The sequence below is a fragment of the Stenotrophomonas sp. AC248 genome, assembly GCF_979258185.1.
This window is the reverse complement of the sequence record NZ_OZ409840.1, coordinates 1,074,436-1,096,917: the sequence shown is the minus strand read 5'-3', so window position 1 is coordinate 1,096,917 and position 22,482 is coordinate 1,074,436. Positions and strand designations below refer to the sequence as shown.

Sequence of the window (22,482 nt, the reverse complement as noted above, 5' to 3'; positions counted from 1 at the left end):
GAAAACCGCTGTTTTCAAGGGGTTTGGGCGGTAGCGGCAGGCCGCCAGGCGATCCTGACCGACGCCACAGGACCGACCGTCGGCCCTGTTTTTCGGGCATGTGCTGATGCACTGCAGTAACCGGCAGGCAGGAAATCGCGAACTTTTATGCGATTGCCTATTGGCGGCGCCGCCTGGTTGGCCTACATTTCGCTTGCCGACCGGGTTCGGCGCGACCAAACAACCAACCGTTCACGGAACAGGAAACCATGGCAAAGACCGCTAAGAAGGCTGCCCCGAAGAAGGCAGTAAAGAAAGTCGCTACCAAGGCAGCCGCCAAGCCGGCCGCTCCCAAGCCGATCAAGGACGTACTGAGCAAGTCTGGTCTGGTTGCACACATCGTTGAAACGTCCGGCGTTGTCGCCAAGGACGTGCGCGCCGTGCTCGCCTCGCTGGAAGGCGCCGTCGCCGCTTCGGTGCACAAGAAGGGCGCGGGCAGCTTCACCCTGCCGGGCCTGCTGAAGATCACCACCGTCAGCGTTGCGGCCAAGCCGAAGCGCAAGGGGATCAATCCGTTCACCAAGGAAGAGCAGTGGTTTGCCGCCAAGCCGGCTTCCACCAAGCTGAAGGTGCGTCCGCTCAAGAAGCTCAAGGACGCTGCGCTCTAAACAGCGCGTTTCCTGCAGCACCGAACGGGACGGCCTTGGCCGTCCCGTTCTTTTTTGGCGTCTTTCGTTTGGGAACACTCAGCTGGAATGGCGCCAGAACCAGCGCGGCTAGTGCGGACGGTACCGTGTGTGGGCAGATGCGGAGGGATGGGCGGGACACGGAAACGCAGAGCGTTCACTGCATTCGCAAACAAATCTCTTTGGGGCTCACCTATCCCGGCTCTGTCCCGATGCAGGCAACAGCGCCAACCGTCTGTCTTCCCCGGCGAGGAGACAAACAAGCGGTCTTTGCCCCCCCTCGCACGCAGCGAAACACAGCGTTGCCAATTGGGGCAAACCGTCCCGCATGCCGCGCAAACGCTGCGCCCACGGCCATCTCCGGCCGCGTGCACCGGCGTGGAACGCACACGGTGGAACACTGCGTGCGGCGGCGCCCGTCGCCGCCGGCCACGGGCACGCCTATGGTGGGTTCGTCCCCCCAACACCTGCCGCCATGACCAGCCCCTCCCAGCGCTACCGCATTACCGTCACCCCGATCGAGAAGGACGGGTTGCAGTGCAGCGGACGCTGCACGATCGAACTGGAACACCGCGCGCAGCAGGACTGGATGCGCCTGCTGGAAATCGCGCGACGCCAGACCGGCCTGAGCGGTGACGAGCGTGCCGCCGCCATCGTCGCCACCCAGCTGCTGCACGACTTGGCGCGCCGCCACGCACAGGACCCGAGCCACCCTCTGACGGCGCTTCAGCCGCAGCTGGGCGACGTGCTGCAGGCGCTCGAGGCGATCCAGCAGGCACCCTGATCACCGCAACAGGCCGCTACACTCTGCCCTTGCCCGGGGAGAGTCCAATGCGTCGTGCCGTGATCCTGTTGCCGCTGCTCCTGCTGGGTGGGTGTTCCTGCCAGCGCCACGGGGATGACAGCACTCCCCCCCGGCGCCACCGACCGCCGATGCACCCGTCGCCGCCACCGATCACGCCCCGGCTACCGCCACCGCGCTGGCGGCGGCTCCGCTGGCGGCGCTGAGTGCCGTCGCCGCGGGCGCCGATGATGAGAGCACCGTGGTGCGCGACTACTTCAATGCGTTGATGCGGGGCGACCGTGCCACCGCCGACGCGTTCTGGAGCGGCGGGCAGCCGGCCTCGCACGCCGATGACGCGGCGCTGCGCCGCCTCGCCGATCACCCCGACCAGGCCGACGTGCGCTCACTGCGCATGGATAGCGACCTGCCCATCGCCCGCGACGACGCACAGCCCTCGCGCCTGCGCGAAGTACCGGTGCGGATCCGCGTGGTCACCGGCGAGCGCACGTTGCGGTTCCAGGGCTGGTACCGCCTGCAGCCGCGGGCCGACGGCAGCGGCTGGGAAATCCACGGCGCGTCGCTGCAACCGGTACTGGACTGACCGCCCGGCAACGACAGCGCCACGTCGAGGCGGCGTCCAAGCTGGATTCAGCCGGAAGCGCTATCGTTGGCGTCTCCTCCTTCGCCACGGCCCGCCCCCATGAACGCACGCCCGTTGTTGTCCCGCCTCGCCGCATGCACCGTGCTGATCGCCGCCGCGGTTGGTGCGCAGGCGGCGCCGAGTGTGTCCGGTCGCCAGTTGTCGGTAGGCGCCAGCGACGTGCAGCAGTACCTGGACGGCAGCTTCCCGCGCACCCAGGATGCGCTCGGCGGCCTGATCGCCATGACCATGAGCCACCCGCAGCTGGCGCTGCCGCAGGGCAACCGCCTGGACCTGGGGTTTGATGTGGCCATGGCCACGGCCGGCAGTGCGCCGGCCGCGCTGGGCAAGGTGAAACTGAGCAGTGGCCTGCGCTACGACGCCCAGACCCAGGGCTTCCACCTGGACCAGCCGACCGTGGATGACTTCACCCCGGCCAACAACGGCGGGCGCCTGGATTCGCGCACGCGCAGCCTGCTCAATGCCTGGCTGACCGACTATGCGCGCCGCGAGCCGATCTACAAGATCGACCCCACCGTGGCCAGCGTGCTCGGCGCGCTGCAGGTGCAGTCGGCGCAGGTGGAGAACGGCAAGCTGGTGGTGACCTTCAACCAGGACCTGGGCAAGCTGGTCCCGGCGGGTATGTTGGGCAAGTGATGCAAGGGCGTACCGACCGTTGGTCGGTACGCATCACGTCGGTACGCGCCCCGTCGGTCCCCGCTCCGATCAACCGGCCAATGCCTTGGCCACCGCGTCGGCGAACGGGGGAATGTCATCGGGCTTGCGGCTGGTGATCAGGTTGCCGTCCACCACCACCTCGGCATCGCGCCACTGCGCGCCCGCGTTGGTCAGGTCGGTTTTCAGCGACGGCCACGAGGTAACCGCGTGGCCTTTGGCCAACCCCGATTCCACCAGCAGCCACGGGCCATGGCAGATCGCCGCGACCGGCTTGCCCGACGCGCCAAATGCCTTGATGAAGTCCACGGCCTGCGTGTCGATGCGCAGTTTGTCGGGGTTGATCACCCCACCCGGCAGCACCAGCGCGTGGTACGCGTCCGGTTTCGCCGCCGTCAGCGCCTGATCCACCGCCACCGATTCGCCCCAGTCCTTGCCCCTCCAGCCGCGGATCTGGCTGGCATCGCCCGGCGCGATGACCGTGACCGTGGCGCCCCAGCCTTCCAGCAGGCGCTTGGGTTCCTGCAACTCGGACTGTTCAAAACCGTCGGTGGCCAGGATCGCCACCTGCTTGCCGTTGAGTGCGTGTGCCATGAAAAGGCTCCGGTAGAAAGGAGCCTTCAGTCTGCCGCGCCGCGTATTGGGCAACGGTGACCGGCATGTGCAGGCCGCGTGGGCAGTGCCGGCGGCCACCGGCACCCCGCGCACGCCGCCGGATCAGCGCTTGGGCTGCAGCATCGTCCCGGTGCACTTCTTCGACCCGCAGCGGCATTCCCAGATCTTCTTCAGGCGCGCGGTGTGGCGCTCGGCCAGGGTGATGCCGTAGTTGTAGGTCAGCTCGTCGCCCGGCTTGATGTCCTTGATCGCCTCGATGAACACCTTGTCCTCGCGGCGGTTGTCGCCCTCGGCTTCCTCGATCACCGCTTCGCAGTTCGGGTCGCAGCTGTGGTTCAACCAGCGCGCGTCGTTGCCTTTGTAGTTGGCATCGATGACGTAATCGTCGTTCAGGGTGAACAGGAACGTGTGCCCGCTCTCGACATCCCCGGTATCATCGGCATCCACATCGGCGTGGCTGCGCAGCAACCCCTTGTACTGGATGACCCGCTCGCCCTGCTTGATCGGCGCCAGCGCGAACACGCCATTGCCGTGGATGGAGGACTTGCGGGCTTGGATCTTCTTGGGCATGTGGCTGGCCGTTGCGGAAGGTAAGCCCCGATTCTCGCTTAATCTTTGTGATTGCCAAAGCCACGCGACACCCAGCCCCTGCAACGCCTCGCCGGATCGCCCCTGAACGGGGTGGGTTGGATGCCCGCGGAGAAAAGCGTACAATTTCAGTCCGCTTTACGATTCCACCCTCCCCATGCTCCGCGTCACCAAACTCACCGATTACGCCACCGTCGTGCTGACCGTGCTCGCCGCCCGCCCGGGCGAAGTGCTCAGTGCGACCGAACTGGCCGAGTTCGCCAGCCTTGAACCGCCCACCGTCAGCAAGCTGCTCAAGCCGCTGGCCCAGGCCGGGCTGGTCGAAGGCCTGCGCGGCGTGCGCGGCGGTTACCGCCTGACCCGCCCGGCCGAGCAGATCACCCTGTTCGAGATCGTGGAAGCCATGGAGGGCCCGCTGGGGCTGACCGAGTGCGCCCACGAGCACAGTCAGTGCGGGCGCGAGATGCAATGCGGCGCGCGCAGCAGCTGGCGGCTGATCAACGACGTGGTGTCCGAAGCACTGCGCGCGGTCAGCCTGGCGCAGATCCTGCCCCCTCTTCCCCTTGTTGATGCTTCGCGCCGCGTGATCGCGGCCGATGTCGTCTCCTGATCCACAGGCAGCCCCCATGGCCACCGATATCCTCGACACCGTCGCCACCGGCGACACCCCCAACCGCGAGATCCACGAGCAGCTTGGCCGCAAGTATTCGGCCGGCTTCATCACCGATATCGAATCGGACTCGCTGCCGCCTGGCCTGGACGAGGACACCATCCGTGCCCTGTCGGCCAAGAAGGAAGAGCCGGAATGGATGACGCAGTGGCGCCTGGACGCCTACCGCCACTTCCTGACCATGCCGATGCCGAACTGGGCCAAGCTGCAGATCGCCCCGATCGACCTGCAGTCGCTCAGCTACTACTCGGCGCCGAAGGGCCCGAAGTATGCCTCGCTGGACGACGTGCCCAAGGAACTGCTGGACACCTACGACAAGCTGGGCGTGCCGCTGCACGAGCGCGCCAAGCTGGCCGGCGTGGCCGTGGATGCGGTGTTCGATTCGGTCTCGGTGGGCACCACCTTCCGCAAGGAACTGGCCGAGAAGGGCGTGATCTTCTGCTCGATGTCCGAAGCCATCAAGGAGCACCCGGAACTGGTCAAACAGTACCTGGGCACCGTGGTGCCGGTTGGCGACAACTACTTCGCCGCGTTGAATTCGGCGGTGTTCTCCGACGGCAGCTTCGTGTTCATTCCCAAGGGCGTGCGGTGCCCGATGGAACTGAGCACCTACTTCCGCATCAACGCCGGCCACACCGGCCAGTTCGAGCGCACCCTGATCATCTGCGAGGACAAGGCGTACGTGTCCTACCTGGAAGGCTGCACCGCGCCGATGCGCGATGAAAACCAGCTGCACGCCGCGGTGGTCGAGCTGGTGGCGCTGGAAGATGCCGAAATCAAGTATTCCACGGTGCAGAACTGGTACCCGGGCGACGAGAACGGCGTCGGCGGCATCTACAACTTCGTCACCAAGCGTGCCGAATGCCGTGGCGCGCGCAGCAAGGTCACCTGGACCCAGGTGGAAACCGGCTCGGCGATCACCTGGAAGTACCCGTCCTGCGTGCTGCTGGGCGATGACTCGGTGGGCGAGTTCCACTCGGTCGCGCTGACCCATCACCGTCAGCAGGCCGATACCGGCACCAAGATGATCCACATCGGCAAGCGCACCAAGAGCAAGATCGTCAGCAAGGGCATCAGTGCCGGGCGTGGCCAGAATACCTACCGTGGCCTGGTCAAGGTGGACCGCAACGCCGACGGCGCGCGCAACTACACCCAGTGCGACTCGCTGCTGATCGGCAAGACCTCCGGCGCGCACACCTTCCCGTACATCGAGGTCAAGAACCCGAGCGCGACGGTGGAGCACGAGGCAACCACCTCCAAGATCTCCGACGACCAGCTGTTCTATTGCCGCGCGCGCGGCATCGACCAGGAAAACGCGGTGTCGATGATCGTCGATGGCTTCTGCAAGCAGGTCTTCCGCGAGCTGCCGATGGAGTTCGCGGTGGAAGCCAAGAAGCTGCTGGAAGTGTCGCTGGAAGGGTCTGTGGGTTAACCCCACCGCCGCCTTCGTTTGAATTTTTCAGCCACGCATGGCGTGGCGCTACCCCGGATTCGTATCATGCTGAAGATCGACAACCTCCACGCCCGCATCGGCGAGAAAGAAATCCTCAAGGGCCTGTCGCTGGACGTGAAGCCCGGCCAGGTGCACGCCATCATGGGCCCCAACGGCGCCGGCAAGTCCACCCTGGGCAACGTGCTGGCTGGCCGCGACGGCTATGACGTGAGCGAGGGCAGCGTGCAGTTCGAAGGCCGCGACCTGCTCGAGCTGGCGCCGGAAGAACGCGCCGCCGCCGGTCTGTTCCTGGCCTTCCAGTACCCGGTGGAAATCCCCGGCGTCAACAACACCTACTTCCTGCGCGCCGCGCTCAACGCCCAGCGCAAGGCGCGCGGCGAAGAGGAACTGGATTCGATGCAGTTCCTCAAGCTGGTGCGCCAGAAGCTGGCCGTGCTGCACCTGAAGGACGAACTGCTGCACCGCGGCGTCAACGAAGGCTTCTCCGGTGGCGAGAAGAAGCGCAACGAGATCTTCCAGCTGGCCGTGCTTGAACCCAAGCTGGCGATCCTGGATGAAACCGATTCGGGCCTGGACATCGACGCGCTCAAGAGCGTGGCCGACGGCGTCAACGCGCTGCGCTCGCCGGACCGTTCGTTCATCGTCATCACCCACTACCAGCGCCTGCTCGACTACATCAAGCCGGACGTGGTGCACGTGCTGGCCGACGGCAAGATCGTGCAGAGCGGCGGCCCGGAACTGGCCCTGGAACTGGAAGCCCACGGCTACCACTTCCTGAAGGACCGCGTGGTGCCGGAGGCAGCGGTCTGATGAGCGCCCTGCTCGATTCCCTTGCCAGCGGCTTCTGCGGCAGCGACGCGCGCCGCGCCGAACTGGACGCCGCCCTGCAGGCCGGCCTGCCCGGCCCGCGTACCGAAGCCTGGAAGTACACCTCGCTGCGCCAGCTGGAACGCCGCAGCTTCAGCCCGGCGCCCCTGGCCGCCACCGACGTCGATGCCGCGCTGCTGGCCGACATTCCGTCGCCGCGCCTGGTGTTCGTCAACGGCCGTCCGTCGCAGGAACTGAGCGATGTGGCCGCGCTGCCGGCCGGCGTCCAGCTGCAGACCCTGTCCTCGGCGCTGGCCGCCGGCGACGAAGCCCTGCGCTTTCTCGGCCGCCGTTTCGAGCGCAGCGACGAAGTGTTCGCGCGCCTCAACGCCGCCCTCGCCGATGAAGGCGTGGTGGTGCGCGTGGAAGACGGTGCACAGGTCGAACTGCCGCTGCAGCTGGTCTTCATCAGCGTGGCCGGCGAGACCGACCTGTCCTGGCACCATCGCCACCTGATCGAACTGCGCGCCGGCGCTGCGCTCGGCGTGGTCGAACACCACCTGCATGTAGGCGATGCCGCGCACCTGGGCAACACCCTGGTGCACGTGCACCTGGCCCAGGACGCCGTGCTCTCGCACGCCCGCGTGCAGGCCGACAGCGGTCGCGCCACCACTCTGCTGCGCACCGATGCCGTGCTCGCGCGTAACGCGCAGTACCGCCGCATCGACCTGGAACTGGGCGCCGCATTGAGCCGCCACGAGCTCAACGTGCGCCTGGAAGGCGACAACGCCCAGCTCACTGCCAACGGCGTGCTGCTGGGCAATGGCCGCCGCCATATCGATACCCGCCTGGGCATCGAGCACATCGCCCGCGACACCAGCTCGCAGATGCTGTGGCGTGGCGTGGCGGCCAACCGCAGCCGCGTGGTGTTCCATGGTGGCATCCACATCCGCGCCGGCGCCGATGGCACCGATGCCAACCTGTCCAACAAGAACCTGCTGCTGTCGGCCGATGCCGAGATCGATACCCAGCCCACGCTGGTGATCGACGCCGACGAAGTGAAGGCCGCCCACGGTGCCACCGTCGGCCAGCTCGATGCCAACGCCCTGTTCTACCTGCGCTCGCGCGGGTTGGCCGCCGACCAGGCCCAGCAGCTGCTCAGTGCGGCGTTCTGCCATGAACCGCTGAACGCACTGGACGCCCGCCTGACCGAACAGCTGCGCCGCCAGCTCGACATCGCCCTGGCCCAGGCAGGCGTGGCATGAACCTCTCCACCGCGCGCCCGGCCCCCGATACCGCGGTGGCCCCGGACTGGGACCGCGTCCGCCTGGACTTCCCGCTGTTGATGCGCGAAGTGCACGGCAAGCCGCTGGTGTACTTCGACAATGCCAACACCGGTCAGAAGCCGGTGCAGGTCATTGGCGCGGTGGATGAGTTCTACCGCCGCTACAACGCCAACGTGAGCCGCGCGGTGCACGCGCTGGGCACCGAGGCCACCGATGCCTACGAAGGCGCGCGCACCAAGCTGGCGCGCTTCCTCAACGTGCGCGCCAGCGAACTGGTGCTGTGCAGCGGCACCACTTTCGCACTCAACCTGGTGGCCTATTCGTGGGCCCTGCCGCGGTTGAAGGCCGGCGATGTGATTCTGGTGTCGCGCATGGAGCACCATGCCAACATCGTGCCGTGGCAGCTGGTAGCCGAGCGCACCGGCGCCACGATCCGCGTGGCCGAAATCACCCCCGACGGCGCGCTCGACCTGGACGCGCTGCGCCGTGCGATGACCGCCGAGGTCAAGCTGCTTGCCGTGGCGCACGTGTCCAACGTGCTGGGCACGGTGAACCCGGTTCGCGAGATCTGCCGGGAAGCGCGCAAGCGCGGCATCATCACCGTGGTGGACGGTTCGCAGGCCGTGCCGCACCGCAAGGTGGACGTGGCCGCCATCGGCTGCGACTTCTATGCCATCACCGGCCACAAGATGTGTGGCCCCACCGGCACCGGCGCACTGTGGGCACGCCGCGAGCACCTGGACGCGATGCCGCCGTTCATCGGTGGCGGCGAGATGATCAAGGAAGTGAGCTTCGAGGGCACCGTGTTCAACGATGCCCCGCACAAGTTCGAAGCCGGCACCCCGAACATCGCCGGTTTCATCGGCCTGGGCGTGGCGGTGGACTACCTTGAATCGCTCGGCCTGGACCACGTGGAAACACGCGAAACCGAACTGCTGGCGCACTTCAACGAAGAACTGGGCAAGATCGACGGCCTGCGCATCTTCGGCACCACGCCGGACAAGGCGGCGGTGGTGTCGTTCCTGATCGAAGGCGCCCACTCGCACGACCTGGCCACCCTGCTGGACCTGGAAGGCGTGGCCGTGCGGTCCGGCCAACATTGCGCGCACCCGCTGTTGCAGTACTACGGGGTGGCGGCGACCTGCCGTGCATCGCTGGCGTTCTACAACACGCACGACGAGATCGAGCGCTTCATCGTGGCGTTGAACAAGGTGCGCAAGCTGCTGGGCTGACGGCAGCCGAACGTTGGGTACCCCGGAACGCCGCGAGAGATCGCGGCGTTCTGCGTTCCGGCGCTCCCGGTGGCCCCACGTTCGCTCCGGGCACCGTAGCCCAGGGCACGCCGCCAGCGGCCCAACAATGCGATAATGCGAACACTTCTCATTTGCGCACTTGGCGATGTCGTCTCCCCTCCTTCGCACGGGCCAGCCGCACGTCGGTCCGCCGTTGTCGCCCCGCCTGCCGGCGTTCGGCGAACGCCATGCGCGTGCCCTGGCGGCCGGCATCACAGCGTTGGCCCATGTGGGCGTCTTCGTTGCCCTGCTCTGGACGCAGACCTATTCGCCCGCCAACCTGCCCCCACCGCCGGCCGAGCGCACCCAGCTGATCCTGCTGCCGCCGCGTGCGCCCGAAGTGCCGTTGGAAGAGATCGTCGCGCCCACGCCCAGCACCGCCGCATCGGTGGCCAAACAGAAGCCCGAACCGCCACGCCCGCTGCCGCAGACACCGCCACGCGCCACCGCCAACTGGGTCATTCCGCCGCCTACACCACCGCAGCCCACCCCCGATTCACCCGCGCCCCAGCAGCAGGAGGCCTCGGTTGCCGCCGCACCGCCCAGCCCGCCGCTGCCGGCCGGCCCCAGCGAAGCCACGCCCGGCCGCGACAGCTGGGAGGGCCGGGTAATGGCGCGCCTGGAGCGCTTCCGGCGTTACCCCAACGCCGCCCGCGCGCGTCGCCAGGAAGGCATCACCCAGCTGCGGGTCAGCGTGGCCCGCGACGGCAGCCTGCTGGCGCTCTCGCTGGAAGCCACCTCCGGCTTCCCGCTGCTGGACCAAGCCGCGCTGGAAACCTTCCGCCGCGCCGCGCCGTTGCCCAAGGTGCCGGAAGAGCGCCCGGCACCGGTGGAGCTGTCGTTCCCGGTGGAGTTTTTCATGCGCTGAAGCGCGTACCGGCCAACGGCCGGTACCTACCCGGCGCCGCGCCCCCCGCCTAGAATGGGCGGCATGAGCACCCTGACCTTCCGCGCGGCCACTGCCGCCGACATCCCCGCCCTGATCACCCTGGTCACCTCGGCCTACCGCGGCGACGCCAGCCGCGCCGGCTGGACCACCGAAGCCGACCTGCTGGACGGCGCCCGTATCGACGCGCAGGGCCTGCAGGCCGACCTGGCCAAGCCGCGTTCGACGATCCTGCTGGCTGAGCGCGATGGCTACCTGCTGGCCTGCGCGCACGTGGCCGACGACAACGGGAAGGGCTATTTCGGCATGTTCTCGGTCGACCCCGCCCAGCAGGGTGGCGGCATCGGCAAGCAGATGATGGACGCTGCCGAGGCCCACGCCGCCCGCGAATGGGGCGTGTCGGTGATGCAGATGACCGTGATCGACGTGCGCGAGGAGCTGATCGCCTTCTACGAGCGCCGTGGCTACGCGCGCACCGGCATCAAGAAGCCGTTCCCGTATGGCGATGAGCGCTTCGGTATCCCCAAGCGCGACGACCTGCGCTTTGAGATCCTGGAAAAGCCGCTGGTGGTCCCGGCGTGAGCGACACCTGGACCTTCGTCTGCGCCAGCGCCGACCTGCTGCCGGGCGAGATGAAAAGCACCTTCGACGAGGTCACCGGTACCCCGATCGTGGTGTTCAACCTGGACGGCGAGCTGTACGCCCTGGAAGACCAGTGCACCCACGACGAGTTCGAGCTGTCCTCGGGCACCTTTGACACCGCCGAGGCCAGCATCGAATGCGTGCTGCATGGCGCCCGTTTCGACATCCGCGATGGCCGCGCCCTGTGCGCCCCGGCCTATTCGCCGGTGGCCAGGTTCCCGGTCAAGCGCGAACACGACGGGGTCTGGGCCCGCGACGACCGCGACTGACAGCCGTCACCGTGACACTCCGAACCTGTGCCTCGCGGCTGCAAGCTCGCGATCACAGTCCATTCGCGGTCTAGCCAAAGCGCAGCTACCTGCGCTTTGGCTCAGCCATAGGCTGTGCCTGAAAAGCCTGCCCCACCGGGTTGCGGCTGAGCAATGCGGCCCACTCCTCGATCCGCGCCGTACATTGCGGGGTAGTCTGAGCAAGCTTCACTACCAAGGTCGGCGGCGAAAATGGCGACGTAAGCCGGTTGTCATCTCTGGCCTGGAGAATTGCGACGCGCTCCAGCACCGCGGAACTTCTCATATCCAGACGATCTGCTGACACCACGGGGAATGACTCAAGTACCCGTTGAGCAGCGTCCGGTGGCGCACCCGGCACAGACTTGACCTGAATCACGCGCGTGAGCGTGCGCGGCAGCGCGTCCTGCTGCCATCCGAGCTGCTGCATGCCGCGCGGCAGGATGATGGACGTACGGCCGTCCAGGACAGGACGATCGAGAGTCGCACCCGCCATTGCGGAGAGAATCGCAGGTGAAACCTGTGCGCTCAACAGGTTGATCGTACGCCGATCCCTGGCCTCCACAGCCACCGATTGCAGCTGCAACGTTCCCACTGCCGCGACGCATGGGTCGGTCCTCGCCGCGCCCAACACCGCCAGCGGCACGAAACGCTGCGCACTGCGACGTGGCGGCTCACTCTGACTCTGCTTTGGACTGATTACATACCAACCGCCTGAACGGGTATCGGCCGTGGCAACGACACTCGATGAAGCGAGCACCGACCCCAGCAACATCATTCCCCACACCCTCATGACCGATCTCCTCTCACCATGGCACCAGGCTCCATACGTCTAATCAGCCAAAGCTCGACCAATGCATACCCCCATGCCACCAAAACCAACACACCGAAGAACACCACACCGAACCTCAGCAATGGGCCGGAATACGGAAGGAACATGGCCACCGGCAGTAGCAGAAGCACCGGCACGCTGACCAGAACAGCCTGCAGCGTAACGTCCTGGAGGAAAAAACATACGGCCCTGCGAGGTGATGCGCCAAGCAGCTGAAGCAAGCCGATCTCCCTCACTTGCAGAAAAGACTGTCCAGCCAACAACAGCAGAAAGCAGACGCTGCTCACCACAATCCCGAACGTACGCAGGTAGTCCGTCGTCCTGTTGAGTCTCCGCCTGTGCTCCACGTCAGAGATGGGCATTGCATCACTTCCAGGGCGATTGATCTTCACTCCCACCCCTGCCTCGGCAAACGCGGCGGAGATCGTCGCTTCTTCCATGGGAAGCGACAGCATCGCCTTCGTGATCATCCACGTCCAGCGAGGCCCCGAGACCTGCTCTGCAAACGGCAGCGACACCACCAGAATCCGCGACTCCGTTGCATGCTGCACGGCACGCCACGCGGCGGGAGCTTCAACCACTTGACACTCCATACCCAGCGGGAAGCGAATCACTTCCTGTGAAACCGAAGGCTCTTCCCCGCCAATCCAAACACATCGCGGGTGGTGTGCCGCGGCCAGCGCCTCATCGTTGACCGCGACAGCCAGCCTCTGATTCCGGACAGCCCCCTCATCTCCCACCTGCACCGGCTGTTCCGTGGCAAGCAACCAGATGCCTACGTTGGTTACGCCTGATAATTGATCAAGCACGCGTTGATCCAGATAAGGTGCGACCAGATCGTTGTAGCCTCCACCCGTGGGTGACGTCGTCAGGACATACAGTTCGTTGCCGTCGAACAGAACCGAATCCGCCAAGCGTTGATTCACCTGCCAGGCGTAGTACTGCATCCATCCAAGACCGCAGAAAACGACACAGACCGACAGCAGCGCCAGCACCAATCGTGCGGGCATCAGCCACATCCGCTGGAGAGTGAGCTGCAGCATCAAGTGGACAGATCAGGTGCCAGCAGTTGACCTCCTCGAAGCTCGAGAACGCGTTGCATCTTCCTGGCAGCCTCCCAACTGTGCGTGACAAGCACCAGGACGCCTCCGCTCTCGACGTGGCGGAGCAACTCGTCGGTGATAGCCGCAGCTGTCTCCGCATCCAGATTTCCCGTCGGCTCATCAGCCAGAAGAATCTCCGGCTCACGCAGCAGGGCACGAGCGATCGCGACGCGCTGCGCCTGGCCGCCGGAAATCTGATTGGGCTTTCTCGAGTGCATGCCATCCAGCCCCAGGCGATCCAACAACCCGACAGCTCGATCTCGCCATCTCGAGCCGCTCAAACGGGCGACCCGCGAAGGTAGCAATACGTTGTCAAGCAGACTCAATTGAGGGAGAAGGCAAAAGTTCTGGAACACATAACCGGTATGTTCGCGGCGGTAAATGGCCATGGCATTTGCATCCTGCAACGGCATGGGTTTTCCCTTGAATCGGTACTCGCCAGCTTCAGGGCGCAACAGTCCCCCCAGGATACCAAGCACCGTCGACTTGCCAGCCCCGCTCTGCCCGACGATTGCGACCGACTCGCCGGCACCCACACTCAGGTCACATCCGTCCAGGACGGGCGCCTGGCCCGACCTCGCATACGCATAGCGCACTGCACCAAGACCAATCAACTCACTGGCCATTCCGAGCCCCATCGATGTTGAACGAGAGTGCTACAAGATCCCCGTCCGCAATGCCCTTGGTAACCACCCAACCCGAGCCCTCGCGTTGCGCAACCACCGGGGTAACCACGAACGCACGGCCCCTCCGCACCCGAACCACTTGCCTCCCCCCTCAGTGCCGACCGCGGACGCTGGCAACGTGTTTGAATCCGCGGCACCGGGTGCCTCGATGGCGATCGCGGCATTCGCCCCCACCCTCCACCCTGCATCAGGAGGCGCAAAGTCCGCCTCAAACTTCAGCCGTGGTACGCCCGACACCATCTCCACGGCAGGGGATACATGCGTGATCGCCGCTTCTACGGCACGATTGCTCCGAACATCAAGGGTGACCTTTGCGGGCATACCCACCCTCAGGTTCCAGGATTCAGATTCCCTGGCATAGCATTCGGCACGAAGCGTTCCCACGTCGGCGACCTCGAACAGTACGTCCCCGCCGCCGAACTGGCTCGTACCCGATCCCACGATTGCGCCTTCTTCTACGAAACGGGAAAGCACGACACCGTCCAGCGGGGACCGTATCTGTGCCAATCCGAGATTTCGAATGATTTCGCGCTCCTGCAACTGCATGTCCTGCAAGGAAATCGACAGCTGCTCCAGGCTTGCGTCGCGCTCGTTCATCTCCATTGCCTCCGAGCCATAGCGCCCCACGACGGCGGAGCTGCGGGCAGCCGGACTCAGGTACTCCGCGCGTGAATTGATCTCGTCAATGGCCTGCTTTGCGCGTCGTGCGCGCTCGCTCTGCAGGCGCAGCAGCTTCATCTCGGACTGCACGCGACGCTGGGCCAGCTCGTTGCGTTCAAGATCATTCTTGAGCGCACGCGTATCAATGCTGGCAAGCAATGCCTCCTTGGTAATCTCATCACCTGGCGCGACTTCGATCACATTGACCCGTCCTGCCACTTCTGACTTGATCTTCACCAGCGTCTTGGCTCGAATGACGCACGGTGACGAGGTCCGCTCGGTCGCCTGCGATTGCCCGAACACCACGGTTCGATCGGCAACGACGGACTCAGTCTCTCCTTGGTCGCAGCCGGACAACAACGACGCCAACCCAACCGCCAACAGCACAGATCGGACAACCATCTTCAACTCTCTCCGGCCAGCGTGCGCAATGGCTCTTGTTCAAGGGACGCACGCGCGACCCACAATGTACCCAACAGCAGCGCCAGTAAAGCCAGGAGCAGCACGCCCATCGATACCGGCAGGTGATTCAGTTGCCCCATGAAGACCGCGACGCTGGAGACTGCAACAAAGCCCACCAGCGACGCCAATGCCAGCTGCCCCAGCCATCGCCCGTAAACCACACCGAACGCATCTACGGGGGTAAATCCCAGCGCCACTCTCAAGGCCATTTCAACCTCGTGCTGGCGCAGCTTCAACCAGGCTGCGCCCAGGCCAGCAACCAGGTAAAGAGCGACAAGTAGAATGCGCAGCCAGATCAGCCAGGTGCGCACCTCCGCATCGCTGACTACAGGCGGGAAGTACTCATCAACGGCACGTACCACCGGGCGCACGCCGAGGGAGCTTGTGCGTTCAAACTCATCAAGATAGGCCCCCATTTCAGCCTTGGCATCCGCCAGATCGGCACCATCGACCAGCAGAACCAGATAGAGCGCCGCCGGCTTCATTACACCGCTGATCTGATCAGCATCACGATGGATGTAGGCGACATTCTTCCCTGGCTTGAGTCCGGGAGGATCGGCAAGTGTTTCTCTGGAGAGCGGAAGAATCGCGCTTCCAGACTGGCGTGCGAACTCGGCAGTCTCAGCAGGCAGCTGCGCCAGGATCTCGCTGGGAAGACTCAACGTGACCTCGCCGGACCCAAGCCGCAGCGCTTTACGGGTGGTTTCAGAAAGCACTAGAGAGCCATCTTCCAGTGCATTCTGATCCCCGAGACGAAACGCACTGACGTCCCGGGCATCAATCCCGTAAACACTGACTTGAAAGGGGGGAGCGCTGGCCGCGCTGGCTTCCCAGTTCTGCACCGACCATGGGTGAACGGAGCTTACGAACGGGCGCCGCAGCAGCCATTCAAGGCTGGCAGAGGAAAGAAACTGCGTGGAAGCCTGTCCTCCGCCGCTCCCCGGCGCCTGTGTTGGGGCCGCGCTGGCATCACGCGCGACCATCCGTGCCGACTGCTCGCCACTGATGATCAGCGTGCGATCGAAATGATGTGCTCGCCGCTGATTCTCGATGTTCTGCACGTAGTCGGCAGCCAGCCACTCGCCGCCCGCATGCACGGCACTCAGACATCCAATCAAGATCAGACAGAACCAATCGAACTTCTGCATTGTCTCATTCCAACCTTGTCAGTCTGAATCCAGCAGCCACCATCAACTCCTGCAGGCTTCCTGGACCACATGTGTGTGCCACACCAACCGCCAGCAGGTAAGAGCCAGGACTTTCGAAACGATCCAGGGTTTCAATCCATCGCCGATTCCTTCCGGCCACAACGCTCTTCCAGTACTCCGACTGTCGGCCACCTGCAGCAATCTTTCTGCAAAGGGCCGCATGGTCGCCGGACAGATAGGATCCTGCCAGCTCCTGGAGCTCAGCCTCATATTGGTCGTCATCAGCGAGCGCATCACGCAGCATTTCCGCCTGGGCCGCGCCTGACAAGTCGTTGAAAGCGGCAAACAGCGTCGACGCCTGTTCCAAGCCGTCATACGTCCTTGTGACATCGGCGGTCAACTTCAGTATTTCCGACTCTGTGCTCCCAAGCTGACTCTTCATACGAATGCGGGCCAGACGAACCTCCCCCACGGCCATTGCGATTTCCCAGTCAGGCTTGTCGGCAAGTGCGCTCCTCGCAGCAGCAGGCATCGCAGACAGGCGCCGCGATATCGCGTCCCACGTATTCGCCGGCAGCGGCTTCTTCCGTTGTCGATCAGGCCTAACCCGGTCGAACGGAGGCCTCTCAAAATAGATGTGTGTTGCGTTCGCCGTCAGTTTCCGCAGATCCTGCCTGAAATGCAGAGCTGTCGCTCGCTGTTGGCGATTCTCCACTGGAATAGCGTGCATCGTGGCGACAACGACGCCCTTCACGTTTCCTCGCTCAAATTGCCACGCGATGATCGAGGACGCACTCACCGGCGCGCTGGACGCGAGCAGAAGCCAAGCAAGGGCAAAAGCCCTTGCTTGGCTAAACGGCAATTGACTTGCCTGCAACATCAGGACTCGATCGGGCTTTCTTCAACAACGTAGACCCATTCAACAGAAGCAATGTAGCCGGCCAACTTGCCGTCAACATAGACCGGGATGTAGCGAACGACTTCTACCCACGGAGCCACACTGTCAAGCACCATACTTGGCGATGCCGATACATTTCCGTTGGGAGCAAGAACCCCGGCAGCACCAAAAACCAGCGCCATAGCGAGCAGCTTTATTCTGTTCATGTGCAATGTCCTTATTTATCAGAGTACGAACTTCCTTATTCGTTTAACTACTCAATCCACACTACTTGTCCCTGCAGGAACGGGCCGATGATGCCGAGGTCAATTCATATTTGTCAATGAACCATGAACGGGCAAATATGCGTCGCGTGCGCGCACATACGACGCGTGGTAGGCAAGCAGCGCTGGCTATGCCTCAGCCCTTTCCGCTTGCCCGTCCAGTGAACATCTGGACTGAACGGGGATGTTTTGAAAATGCGAATCGCTAGCATTACCATGTGCACCGCGGCCGCCCGGCCGCGCCTGCCTGGTAAACCGTGTCCGCCACCCGTTCCGCCCTCGGTGTTGCTGCCCTGTGGGCCACGCTCTGCGTGGTGCTGCTGGCTGCGAGCTGGCTGAGCGGCGCACGCGCCAGCATCCCGCTGGCACCGCCGGCCGTGGCACTGTCCGCGCTGTCCCTGTCGCCTGTCGATGCCACCGCCACGCTACCGCAGACACCGGCCCCCTGCCCCGAACCCCCGGCCAGTGAACAGGCCGCCACCACCGAAGGCGGCGCCGATCCTGACACCAGCGCCGCGGGGGTGGCCCTGCGCCTGCGCCGCACCGCCTGGGTGGCGGTGGTGCCGCTGTGGCCGGCCGATGCGCTGCGCTGGCAGCGGATGGAACCGTCGCTGCGGCTCAACCCCGGCCACGCCCCTCCCCACGCCTGATCCCGCTGCCACGCACCGCGTGGTGGCCCTGCCCTGCCTGCGCGTCGCGCAGCCAGCGGCCGCGCCTGTTCGCCGCTTCCCCTTTTCCGTTGTCCTCACCTGTTCGCCGTGACCGCCGTTTCCGGCCGTCCGTCGTCGTCCGCACCTTCAGGAATGCCCATGACCGTCCGCCCGACCCCGTTGTCGTCCGCCCTGCTGCTGGCCATCGCCGCGCCCGCCCTCGCCCACGCTGACACCGATACCGCCGCCGACCCGCAGCGCGCGACCGAACTGGACGGCGTGGACGTCCATGCCGAACGCGTGCGCGCGCAGTCGTCCAAGTTCACCGCGCCGCTGCTGGACACCCCGAAGTCGGTGAGCGTGATTTCCCAGCAGGTGATCGAGCAGACCGCCGCCACCACCCTGCTGGACGCGCTGCGCACCGTGCCCGGCATCACCTTCGGTGCCGGCGAAGGCGGCAACCCGACCGGCGACCGGCCCTTCATCCGCGGCTTCGATTCGGCCTCGGACATCTATGTGGACGGCATCCGCGATGCCGGCAGCCAGACCCGCGAGGTGTTCGCCATCGAGCAGATCGACGTGGTCAAGGGCCCCAGCTCGGCTTACTCCGGCCGCGGCTCGGCCGGTGGCACCATCAGCCTGGTCAGCAAGACCCCGAAGCTGGACAACTTCGTGCAGGGCTCGCTGGCCGCGGGCACCGACAGCTACTACCGCGGCACGCTGGATGCCAACCAGGTGATCGGCGATGGCATCGCCGCGCGCGTGAACCTGATGAAGCACGACGCCGACGTGGCCGGCCGCGATGAGGTCAACAGCCGCCGCTGGGGCATCGCCCCGTCGCTGGCGTTCGGCCTGAACGGCCCGACCCAGGCGGTGATCAGCCACTACCACATGGAAACCGACGACCTGCCCGACGCCGGCGGCTTCCCGTACAACAACCCGTTCGCCAGCGGCCCGAACCTGCCCTTGAATGGCGACGGCAGCCCGATCGTGACCAACCGCGACGCGTTCTACGGCTTGGTCGACCGCGACTTCCAGAAGACCCGCGCCGACATCACCACCTTGAACCTGTCGCATGATTTCGGCGGCATCGTGCTGCGCAACATCACCCGTTACGGCGACACCCGCAACGACTACCTGTGGACCCAGCCGGACGACAGCAAGGGCAACCCGAACCTGTTCGGCACCGTCTGGCGCCGCACCAACTCGCGCGCCACCCAGACCGACAGCTTCGTCAACCAGACCAGCGTCACCGGCGAGATCGAGACCGGCCCGCTGCGCCACAGCTTCAACGCGGGCGTGGAGTACAGCAGTGAAAAGACCGTGCGCGGCAACTTCGTGATCGGCGATGTGGTGCGCCCGAATGGCCAGACCACCGGCGGCACCAACAACCCGCTCACCGGCAACCAGAGCTGCCCCACCACCGGCGCGGCCACTGGTTACAACTGCACCGACCTGACCAACCCGAACCCGCACGATCCGTGGTCAGCCAGCCATACGGTTACGCGCAGCAACCCGCTCAACGATGTGCGCCAGACCACCCGCACCAAGTCGGCGTATGTGTTTGACACCATCAGCTTCAGCGAGCAGTGGATGCTGAACCTGGGCGCGCGTTTCGACGACTACAGCACCCACCAGTTCGTGCCGACCGCCGCGGCCAACCTGCAGCACCTGCGCAACGACACCTCCTTCTGGAACGGCCAGGCCGGCCTGGTGTTCAAGCCGACCCAGAACGGCAGCATCTACCTGTCCTGGGGCACCTCCTCCACCCCGGTTGGCGTGGATGGCGGTGATGGCGCAGACGGCATCAGCGCCACCATCCAGGACCTCAAGCCGCAGCGCAGCCGCAACATCGAGCTGGGCACCAAGTGGGACCTGTTCGATGCACGCCTGTCGCTGACCGGTGCGATCTTCGAAACCGAAATGACCAACGCACGCGTCACCAGCGATGCCGGCACCACCCAGAATGCCGGACGCAAGAAGGTCAAGGGCGCGGAGATCGGCTTCAGCGGCACGATCGTGGACGGCTGGCAGGTCTTCGGTGGCTACACCTACCTGGATCCGGTGGTCGAGGACAACGGCTTCGCGCTGGTCAATGGCGCCTACGTGCCGTCGCCGTTCAACGGCAATGTCTTCCCCAACACCGCCAGGCACAGCGCCAGCCTGTGGACCACCTGGTCGCCGTTGTTCGTAGAAGGGCTCAGCCTGGGCGCCGGTGCCAACTACGTGGGCAAGGTCTACGGCAACGTCAACAACACCAAGTGGGTGCCGTCCTACACCCGTTGGGACGCGATGGTCGGCTACGCCTTCAACCCGCGCTACAGCCTGCAGTTGAACGTGCAGAACCTGACCAACAAAACCTACTTCACCAAGGCGTACGCTTCGCACTACGCCGCCATCGCGCCGGGCCGTTCGGCAACGCTGGCCTTCAATTTCAAGTTCTAAGCGATACGCTCCCTCCCGCACCCCGGTGCGGGAGGGGCTGGAGCCGATCATGCTGCTGCACATCCCCGACGTCCTTACCGCCGACCAGGTCACCCTGGCCCGCAAGCAGCTGGCCACGGCCGGCTGGACCGACGGACGCCTGACCGCCGGCTACCAGTCCGCGCAGGCCAAGCACAACCTGCAGTTGCCCGACACCGATCCGGCCGCGCGTGCGGTCGGTTCGGCCATCCTGGATGCGCTCGGCCGCAACAGCACGTTCTTTTCCGCCGCATTGCCGCGGCGCATCTTTCCGCCGTTGTTCAACTGCTACCAGCCGGGGCAGAACTTCGGCTTCCATGTCGACAACGCCGTACGCTACGACTACAGCGCCGAAGGGCAACCGCAACCGGTGCGCACCGACCTGTCGGCCACCTTGTTCCTGAGCGACCCGGACGAATACGACGGCGGCGAACTGGTCATCGAAGACACCTACGGCAACCAGCGGGTGAAACTACCGGCCGGGCACATGGTGCTGTACCCGGGCACCAGCCTGCACCAGGTCACCCCGGTGACCGCCGGCGCGCGGCTGGCCTCGTTCTTTTGGATCCAGAGCATGCTGCGCGACGATGGCCAGCGGCGCCTGATGTGGGACCTGGACACCTCGATCCGCCGCCTCACCCACGACCACCCCGAACACCCCGCGCTGGTCAACCTGACCGGCGTGTACCACAACCTGCTGCGGCAATGGGCCGATGTCTGAGTCCGCACTGCCTGCACTCGACGTAGCGGCACTGGCCGCCCAACTACAGCATGAGCCGGCCGCCGCACTCGCCACGCTGGAAGCCACCGCCCAGCGCGGCGACCCGCAGGCGCAGTTCCTGCTCGGCCAGGCCCGGATGGAAGGACGCGGTATCGCGTCCGATGCCGCCGCGGCCGTGCTCTGGTTCGAGCGCGCTGCCAACGGTGGCCTCGCCCTGGCCATGAACATGCTCGGGCGCTGCCACGAACTCGGCACCGGCACCCCGCTCAACCTGGCGCTGGCAGCGGTCTGGTACCGCAAGGCGGCCGACCATGGGCTGGAGTGGGGCCTGTACAACCTGGCCAACCTGCTCGGCACCGGCCGTGGCGTGCCGCGCGATGACGCCGCTGCGTTTGCGCTGTACCTGCAGGCCGCGCGCGCCGGCCATGCCAAATCGATGAACCTCGTCGGGCGCTGCCTGGAAGACGGCGTTGGCGTGGCGGCCGATCCCGCCGCTGCGCCGGCCTGGTACAAGCGCTCGGCCGAAGCCGGCGACTTCCGCGGCCAGGCCAGCCATGCCTCGGTGCTGCTGGCCACCGGCCACGTTGACGCCGCCGCGGGGTGGCTGCAGCGCGCGCTCAGCCAGGGCAGCCCGGCGTTTCTGGCGCACATCCGCCCCACCTTGGCGGTGTCGCCGCACCCGCAGATCCGGGCACTGGTAGAGCATCCATAGGCGATTCCGTCGGGAGCCTGCCCATTCGCAAATCATTCCCATTTGCGTCCGTAAACGTATCTCACTACAATCCGCCGCGCCACGCCTCCGTACGCGTGGCGCGGGGCATCCGTGCCCCCCTTCGCCGAATGTCCTGAGCAGGGAATCCCACTTGCGCCACCCGCACCGCCACCGCAGCTTCGCCCCCGCCATGCGCGGGCAGCGTCCGGCGTTGGCGAGCGTGCTGGCCTGGCTGGCCCTGGTGGCGATGCTGCTCACCGGCCTGCCGGTGCTGGAGCACGCCGTACCAGGCAGCAGCGCCATGGTGCTGCAGATGCCGGTGGAAGAACGCCCGGCTGGCGGCGGCGAAACCGCCGCGCAGGAAGACGCACCGGCCAAGCTGCGCCGGGTGGCCAGCGCGCGGGCGTCGCGTACGCCGCTGCCGCCATTGCCCGAACCGGTGGATGCACTGGGCGCGCTGATGGCCACGATGATCGCCTTGCCGCCGCAGGTATCGCCGTCTGTTGATTCGGCACCGGCCACGCCGTTGCCGTCGGCCCCGGGGCTGCGCGTACAGCGCGGCCAGGCGCCACCGCAGGGCTGATCCCGCGCATC

At 65.5% G+C, this 22,482-nt stretch carries 26 protein-coding genes; 17 read left to right on the top strand and 9 right to left on the bottom strand.

Annotated elements, in window-relative coordinates:
- Positions 1-248 precede the first annotated feature (248 nt).
- From ACZ0AE_RS05105 to ACZ0AE_RS05090, 4 genes are all read left to right on the top strand, one after another.
- Positions 249-647 carry an HU family DNA-binding protein gene (locus ACZ0AE_RS05105; protein ID WP_038689886.1) on the top strand — a complete coding sequence of 133 codons (399 nt, stop codon included), beginning with the start codon at positions 249-251 and terminating at the stop codon, positions 645-647.
- A 493-nt stretch (positions 648-1,140) separates the two neighbouring features.
- Positions 1,141-1,449, top strand: a complete 309-nt coding sequence (locus ACZ0AE_RS05100; RefSeq protein WP_038689888.1) for a DUF3861 family protein — start codon at positions 1,141-1,143, stop codon at positions 1,447-1,449.
- A 262-nt stretch (positions 1,450-1,711) separates the two neighbouring features.
- On the top strand, positions 1,712-2,050 hold the full coding sequence (locus ACZ0AE_RS05095) for a hypothetical protein (RefSeq protein WP_463600524.1): 339 nt from the start codon (positions 1,712-1,714) through the stop codon (positions 2,048-2,050).
- A gap of 99 nt (positions 2,051-2,149) precedes the next feature.
- A complete protein-coding gene (locus tag ACZ0AE_RS05090) occupies positions 2,150-2,746 on the top strand; it encodes a DUF1439 domain-containing protein (RefSeq protein WP_038689892.1) in 597 nt (198 codons plus the stop codon).
- A gap of 69 nt (positions 2,747-2,815) precedes the next feature.
- Here ACZ0AE_RS05090 and ACZ0AE_RS05085 read toward each other — a convergent pair whose 3' ends face one another.
- On the bottom strand, positions 2,816-3,358 hold the full coding sequence (locus ACZ0AE_RS05085; RefSeq protein ID WP_463600523.1) for a type 1 glutamine amidotransferase domain-containing protein: 543 nt from the start codon (positions 3,356-3,358) through the stop codon (positions 2,816-2,818).
- A 123-nt stretch (positions 3,359-3,481) separates the two neighbouring features.
- The gene (locus ACZ0AE_RS05080) at positions 3,482-3,949 is read right to left on the bottom strand and encodes an SET domain-containing protein (RefSeq protein ID WP_038689895.1); all 468 of its coding nucleotides are present in this window, start codon (positions 3,947-3,949) and stop codon (positions 3,482-3,484) included.
- A 175-nt stretch (positions 3,950-4,124) separates the two neighbouring features.
- Between ACZ0AE_RS05080 and ACZ0AE_RS05075 the strand changes: the two genes are divergently transcribed.
- From ACZ0AE_RS05075 to ACZ0AE_RS05040, 8 genes are all read left to right on the top strand, one after another.
- Entirely contained in the window at positions 4,125-4,577 is a 453-nt protein-coding gene (locus tag ACZ0AE_RS05075) for an SUF system Fe-S cluster assembly regulator (protein ID WP_038689897.1), read from the top strand.
- Between the two features lie 16 nt (positions 4,578-4,593).
- Positions 4,594-6,069, top strand: a complete 1,476-nt coding sequence (gene sufB, locus ACZ0AE_RS05070; protein ID WP_038689899.1) for a Fe-S cluster assembly protein SufB — start codon at positions 4,594-4,596, stop codon at positions 6,067-6,069.
- 66 nt (positions 6,070-6,135) lie between these two features.
- Positions 6,136-6,900: a Fe-S cluster assembly ATPase SufC gene (gene sufC / locus ACZ0AE_RS05065; RefSeq protein ID WP_088432788.1), complete on the top strand. Its 765-nt coding sequence runs from the start codon at positions 6,136-6,138 to the stop codon at positions 6,898-6,900.
- Positions 6,900-8,162 carry a Fe-S cluster assembly protein SufD gene (gene sufD, locus ACZ0AE_RS05060; RefSeq protein ID WP_463600522.1) on the top strand — a complete coding sequence of 421 codons (1,263 nt, stop codon included), beginning with the start codon at positions 6,900-6,902 and terminating at the stop codon, positions 8,160-8,162. The genes sufC and sufD overlap by 1 nt, the downstream gene beginning before the upstream one ends.
- Positions 8,159-9,415, top strand: coding sequence for a cysteine desulfurase (locus tag ACZ0AE_RS05055; RefSeq protein ID WP_447592367.1), 1,257 nt, complete (start codon positions 8,159-8,161; stop codon positions 9,413-9,415). The genes sufD and ACZ0AE_RS05055 overlap by 4 nt, the downstream gene beginning before the upstream one ends.
- 166 nt (positions 9,416-9,581) lie before the next feature.
- Positions 9,582-10,343 (top strand): energy transducer TonB, encoded by a 762-nt coding sequence (locus tag ACZ0AE_RS05050; RefSeq protein WP_463600521.1) that lies wholly within the window; start codon positions 9,582-9,584, stop codon positions 10,341-10,343.
- A gap of 63 nt (positions 10,344-10,406) precedes the next feature.
- Positions 10,407-10,943: a GNAT family N-acetyltransferase gene (locus ACZ0AE_RS05045; protein ID WP_463600520.1), complete on the top strand. Its 537-nt coding sequence runs from the start codon at positions 10,407-10,409 to the stop codon at positions 10,941-10,943.
- Entirely contained in the window at positions 10,940-11,272 is a 333-nt protein-coding gene (locus ACZ0AE_RS05040; RefSeq protein WP_141057317.1) for a non-heme iron oxygenase ferredoxin subunit, read from the top strand. Before ACZ0AE_RS05045 ends, ACZ0AE_RS05040 begins: the two co-directional genes overlap by 4 nt.
- A gap of 85 nt (positions 11,273-11,357) precedes the next feature.
- Here the strand turns inward: ACZ0AE_RS05040 and ACZ0AE_RS05035 are convergent, their stop codons facing one another.
- The 7 genes from ACZ0AE_RS05035 to ACZ0AE_RS05005 are packed head-to-tail and all read right to left on the bottom strand — an operon-like array spanning position 11,358 to position 17,285.
- On the bottom strand, positions 11,358-12,068 hold the full coding sequence (locus ACZ0AE_RS05035) for a hypothetical protein (RefSeq protein WP_463600519.1): 711 nt from the start codon (positions 12,066-12,068) through the stop codon (positions 11,358-11,360).
- An 11-nt stretch (positions 12,069-12,079) separates the two neighbouring features.
- Positions 12,080-13,168 (bottom strand): hypothetical protein, encoded by a 1,089-nt coding sequence (locus ACZ0AE_RS05030; RefSeq protein WP_463600518.1) that lies wholly within the window; start codon positions 13,166-13,168, stop codon positions 12,080-12,082.
- Positions 13,165-13,851 carry an ABC transporter ATP-binding protein gene (locus ACZ0AE_RS05025; RefSeq protein WP_463600517.1) on the bottom strand — a complete coding sequence of 229 codons (687 nt, stop codon included), beginning with the start codon at positions 13,849-13,851 and terminating at the stop codon, positions 13,165-13,167. The genes ACZ0AE_RS05030 and ACZ0AE_RS05025 overlap by 4 nt, the downstream gene beginning before the upstream one ends.
- Positions 13,852-13,881: 30 nt before the next feature.
- Positions 13,882-14,973, bottom strand: a complete 1,092-nt coding sequence (locus ACZ0AE_RS05020) for an efflux RND transporter periplasmic adaptor subunit (RefSeq protein WP_463602060.1) — start codon at positions 14,971-14,973, stop codon at positions 13,882-13,884.
- A 2-nt stretch (positions 14,974-14,975) separates the two neighbouring features.
- A complete protein-coding gene (locus ACZ0AE_RS05015) occupies positions 14,976-16,181 on the bottom strand; it encodes a hypothetical protein (RefSeq protein ID WP_463600516.1) in 1,206 nt (401 codons plus the stop codon).
- Positions 16,182-16,185: 4 nt separating this feature from the next.
- The gene (locus ACZ0AE_RS05010; protein WP_463600515.1) at positions 16,186-17,061 is read right to left on the bottom strand and encodes a TraB/GumN family protein; all 876 of its coding nucleotides are present in this window, start codon (positions 17,059-17,061) and stop codon (positions 16,186-16,188) included.
- On the bottom strand, positions 17,061-17,285 hold the full coding sequence (locus tag ACZ0AE_RS05005; protein ID WP_463600514.1) for a hypothetical protein: 225 nt from the start codon (positions 17,283-17,285) through the stop codon (positions 17,061-17,063). The genes ACZ0AE_RS05010 and ACZ0AE_RS05005 overlap by 1 nt, the downstream gene beginning before the upstream one ends.
- A gap of 314 nt (positions 17,286-17,599) precedes the next feature.
- Here ACZ0AE_RS05005 and ACZ0AE_RS05000 point away from each other — a divergent pair, with 314 nt between their 5' ends.
- From ACZ0AE_RS05000 to ACZ0AE_RS04980, 5 genes are all read left to right on the top strand, one after another.
- Positions 17,600-17,992: a hypothetical protein gene (locus ACZ0AE_RS05000; RefSeq protein WP_463600513.1), complete on the top strand. Its 393-nt coding sequence runs from the start codon at positions 17,600-17,602 to the stop codon at positions 17,990-17,992.
- A 159-nt stretch (positions 17,993-18,151) separates the two neighbouring features.
- Complete coding sequence (locus tag ACZ0AE_RS04995) at positions 18,152-20,437, top strand: TonB-dependent receptor (RefSeq protein WP_463600512.1); 2,286 nt, start codon at positions 18,152-18,154, stop codon at positions 20,435-20,437.
- Positions 20,438-20,486: 49 nt separating this feature from the next.
- On the top strand, positions 20,487-21,176 hold the full coding sequence (locus tag ACZ0AE_RS04990; protein WP_463600511.1) for a Fe2+-dependent dioxygenase: 690 nt from the start codon (positions 20,487-20,489) through the stop codon (positions 21,174-21,176).
- On the top strand, positions 21,169-21,888 hold the full coding sequence (locus tag ACZ0AE_RS04985; RefSeq protein ID WP_463600510.1) for a tetratricopeptide repeat protein: 720 nt from the start codon (positions 21,169-21,171) through the stop codon (positions 21,886-21,888). The genes ACZ0AE_RS04990 and ACZ0AE_RS04985 overlap by 8 nt, the downstream gene beginning before the upstream one ends.
- Before the next feature lie 151 nt (positions 21,889-22,039).
- Positions 22,040-22,471 (top strand): hypothetical protein, encoded by a 432-nt coding sequence (locus ACZ0AE_RS04980; RefSeq protein ID WP_338092358.1) that lies wholly within the window; start codon positions 22,040-22,042, stop codon positions 22,469-22,471.
- The last annotated feature ends 11 nt before the right edge of the window (positions 22,472-22,482 follow it).

What these genes read in the sequence shown, in the direction of transcription:
- ACZ0AE_RS05090 (WP_038689892.1), top strand. Translation starts at nt 2,150, where the DNA reads ATGAACGCACGCCCGTTGTTGTCCCGCCTCGCCGCATGCACCGTGCTG.
- ACZ0AE_RS04995 (WP_463600512.1), top strand. Translation starts at nt 18,152, where the DNA reads ATGACCGTCCGCCCGACCCCGTTGTCGTCCGCCCTGCTGCTGGCCATC.
- ACZ0AE_RS05025 (WP_463600517.1), bottom strand. Translation starts at nt 13,851, where the DNA reads ATGGCCAGTGAGTTGATTGGTCTTGGTGCAGTGCGCTATGCGTATGCG.
- ACZ0AE_RS05050 (WP_463600521.1), top strand. Translation starts at nt 9,582, where the DNA reads ATGTCGTCTCCCCTCCTTCGCACGGGCCAGCCGCACGTCGGTCCGCCG.
- ACZ0AE_RS05105 (WP_038689886.1), top strand. Translation starts at nt 249, where the DNA reads ATGGCAAAGACCGCTAAGAAGGCTGCCCCGAAGAAGGCAGTAAAGAAA.
- ACZ0AE_RS05045 (WP_463600520.1), top strand. Translation starts at nt 10,407, where the DNA reads ATGAGCACCCTGACCTTCCGCGCGGCCACTGCCGCCGACATCCCCGCC.
- sufD (WP_463600522.1), top strand. Translation starts at nt 6,900, where the DNA reads ATGAGCGCCCTGCTCGATTCCCTTGCCAGCGGCTTCTGCGGCAGCGAC.
- ACZ0AE_RS05075 (WP_038689897.1), top strand. Translation starts at nt 4,125, where the DNA reads ATGCTCCGCGTCACCAAACTCACCGATTACGCCACCGTCGTGCTGACC.
- ACZ0AE_RS05015 (WP_463600516.1), bottom strand. Translation starts at nt 16,181, where the DNA reads ATGCAGAAGTTCGATTGGTTCTGTCTGATCTTGATTGGATGTCTGAGT.
- ACZ0AE_RS05085 (WP_463600523.1), bottom strand. Translation starts at nt 3,358, where the DNA reads ATGGCACACGCACTCAACGGCAAGCAGGTGGCGATCCTGGCCACCGAC.
- ACZ0AE_RS05080 (WP_038689895.1), bottom strand. Translation starts at nt 3,949, where the DNA reads ATGCCCAAGAAGATCCAAGCCCGCAAGTCCTCCATCCACGGCAATGGC.
- ACZ0AE_RS04990 (WP_463600511.1), top strand. Translation starts at nt 20,487, where the DNA reads ATGCTGCTGCACATCCCCGACGTCCTTACCGCCGACCAGGTCACCCTG.
- sufB (WP_038689899.1), top strand. Translation starts at nt 4,594, where the DNA reads ATGGCCACCGATATCCTCGACACCGTCGCCACCGGCGACACCCCCAAC.
- ACZ0AE_RS05020 (WP_463602060.1), bottom strand. Translation starts at nt 14,973, where the DNA reads ATGGTTGTCCGATCTGTGCTGTTGGCGGTTGGGTTGGCGTCGTTGTTG.
- ACZ0AE_RS05005 (WP_463600514.1), bottom strand. Translation starts at nt 17,285, where the DNA reads ATGAACAGAATAAAGCTGCTCGCTATGGCGCTGGTTTTTGGTGCTGCC.
- ACZ0AE_RS05100 (WP_038689888.1), top strand. Translation starts at nt 1,141, where the DNA reads ATGACCAGCCCCTCCCAGCGCTACCGCATTACCGTCACCCCGATCGAG.
- ACZ0AE_RS05010 (WP_463600515.1), bottom strand. Translation starts at nt 17,061, where the DNA reads ATGTTGCAGGCAAGTCAATTGCCGTTTAGCCAAGCAAGGGCTTTTGCC.
- ACZ0AE_RS05035 (WP_463600519.1), bottom strand. Translation starts at nt 12,068, where the DNA reads ATGATGTTGCTGGGGTCGGTGCTCGCTTCATCGAGTGTCGTTGCCACG.
- ACZ0AE_RS05055 (WP_447592367.1), top strand. Translation starts at nt 8,159, where the DNA reads ATGAACCTCTCCACCGCGCGCCCGGCCCCCGATACCGCGGTGGCCCCG.
- sufC (WP_088432788.1), top strand. Translation starts at nt 6,136, where the DNA reads ATGCTGAAGATCGACAACCTCCACGCCCGCATCGGCGAGAAAGAAATC.
- ACZ0AE_RS04985 (WP_463600510.1), top strand. Translation starts at nt 21,169, where the DNA reads ATGTCTGAGTCCGCACTGCCTGCACTCGACGTAGCGGCACTGGCCGCC.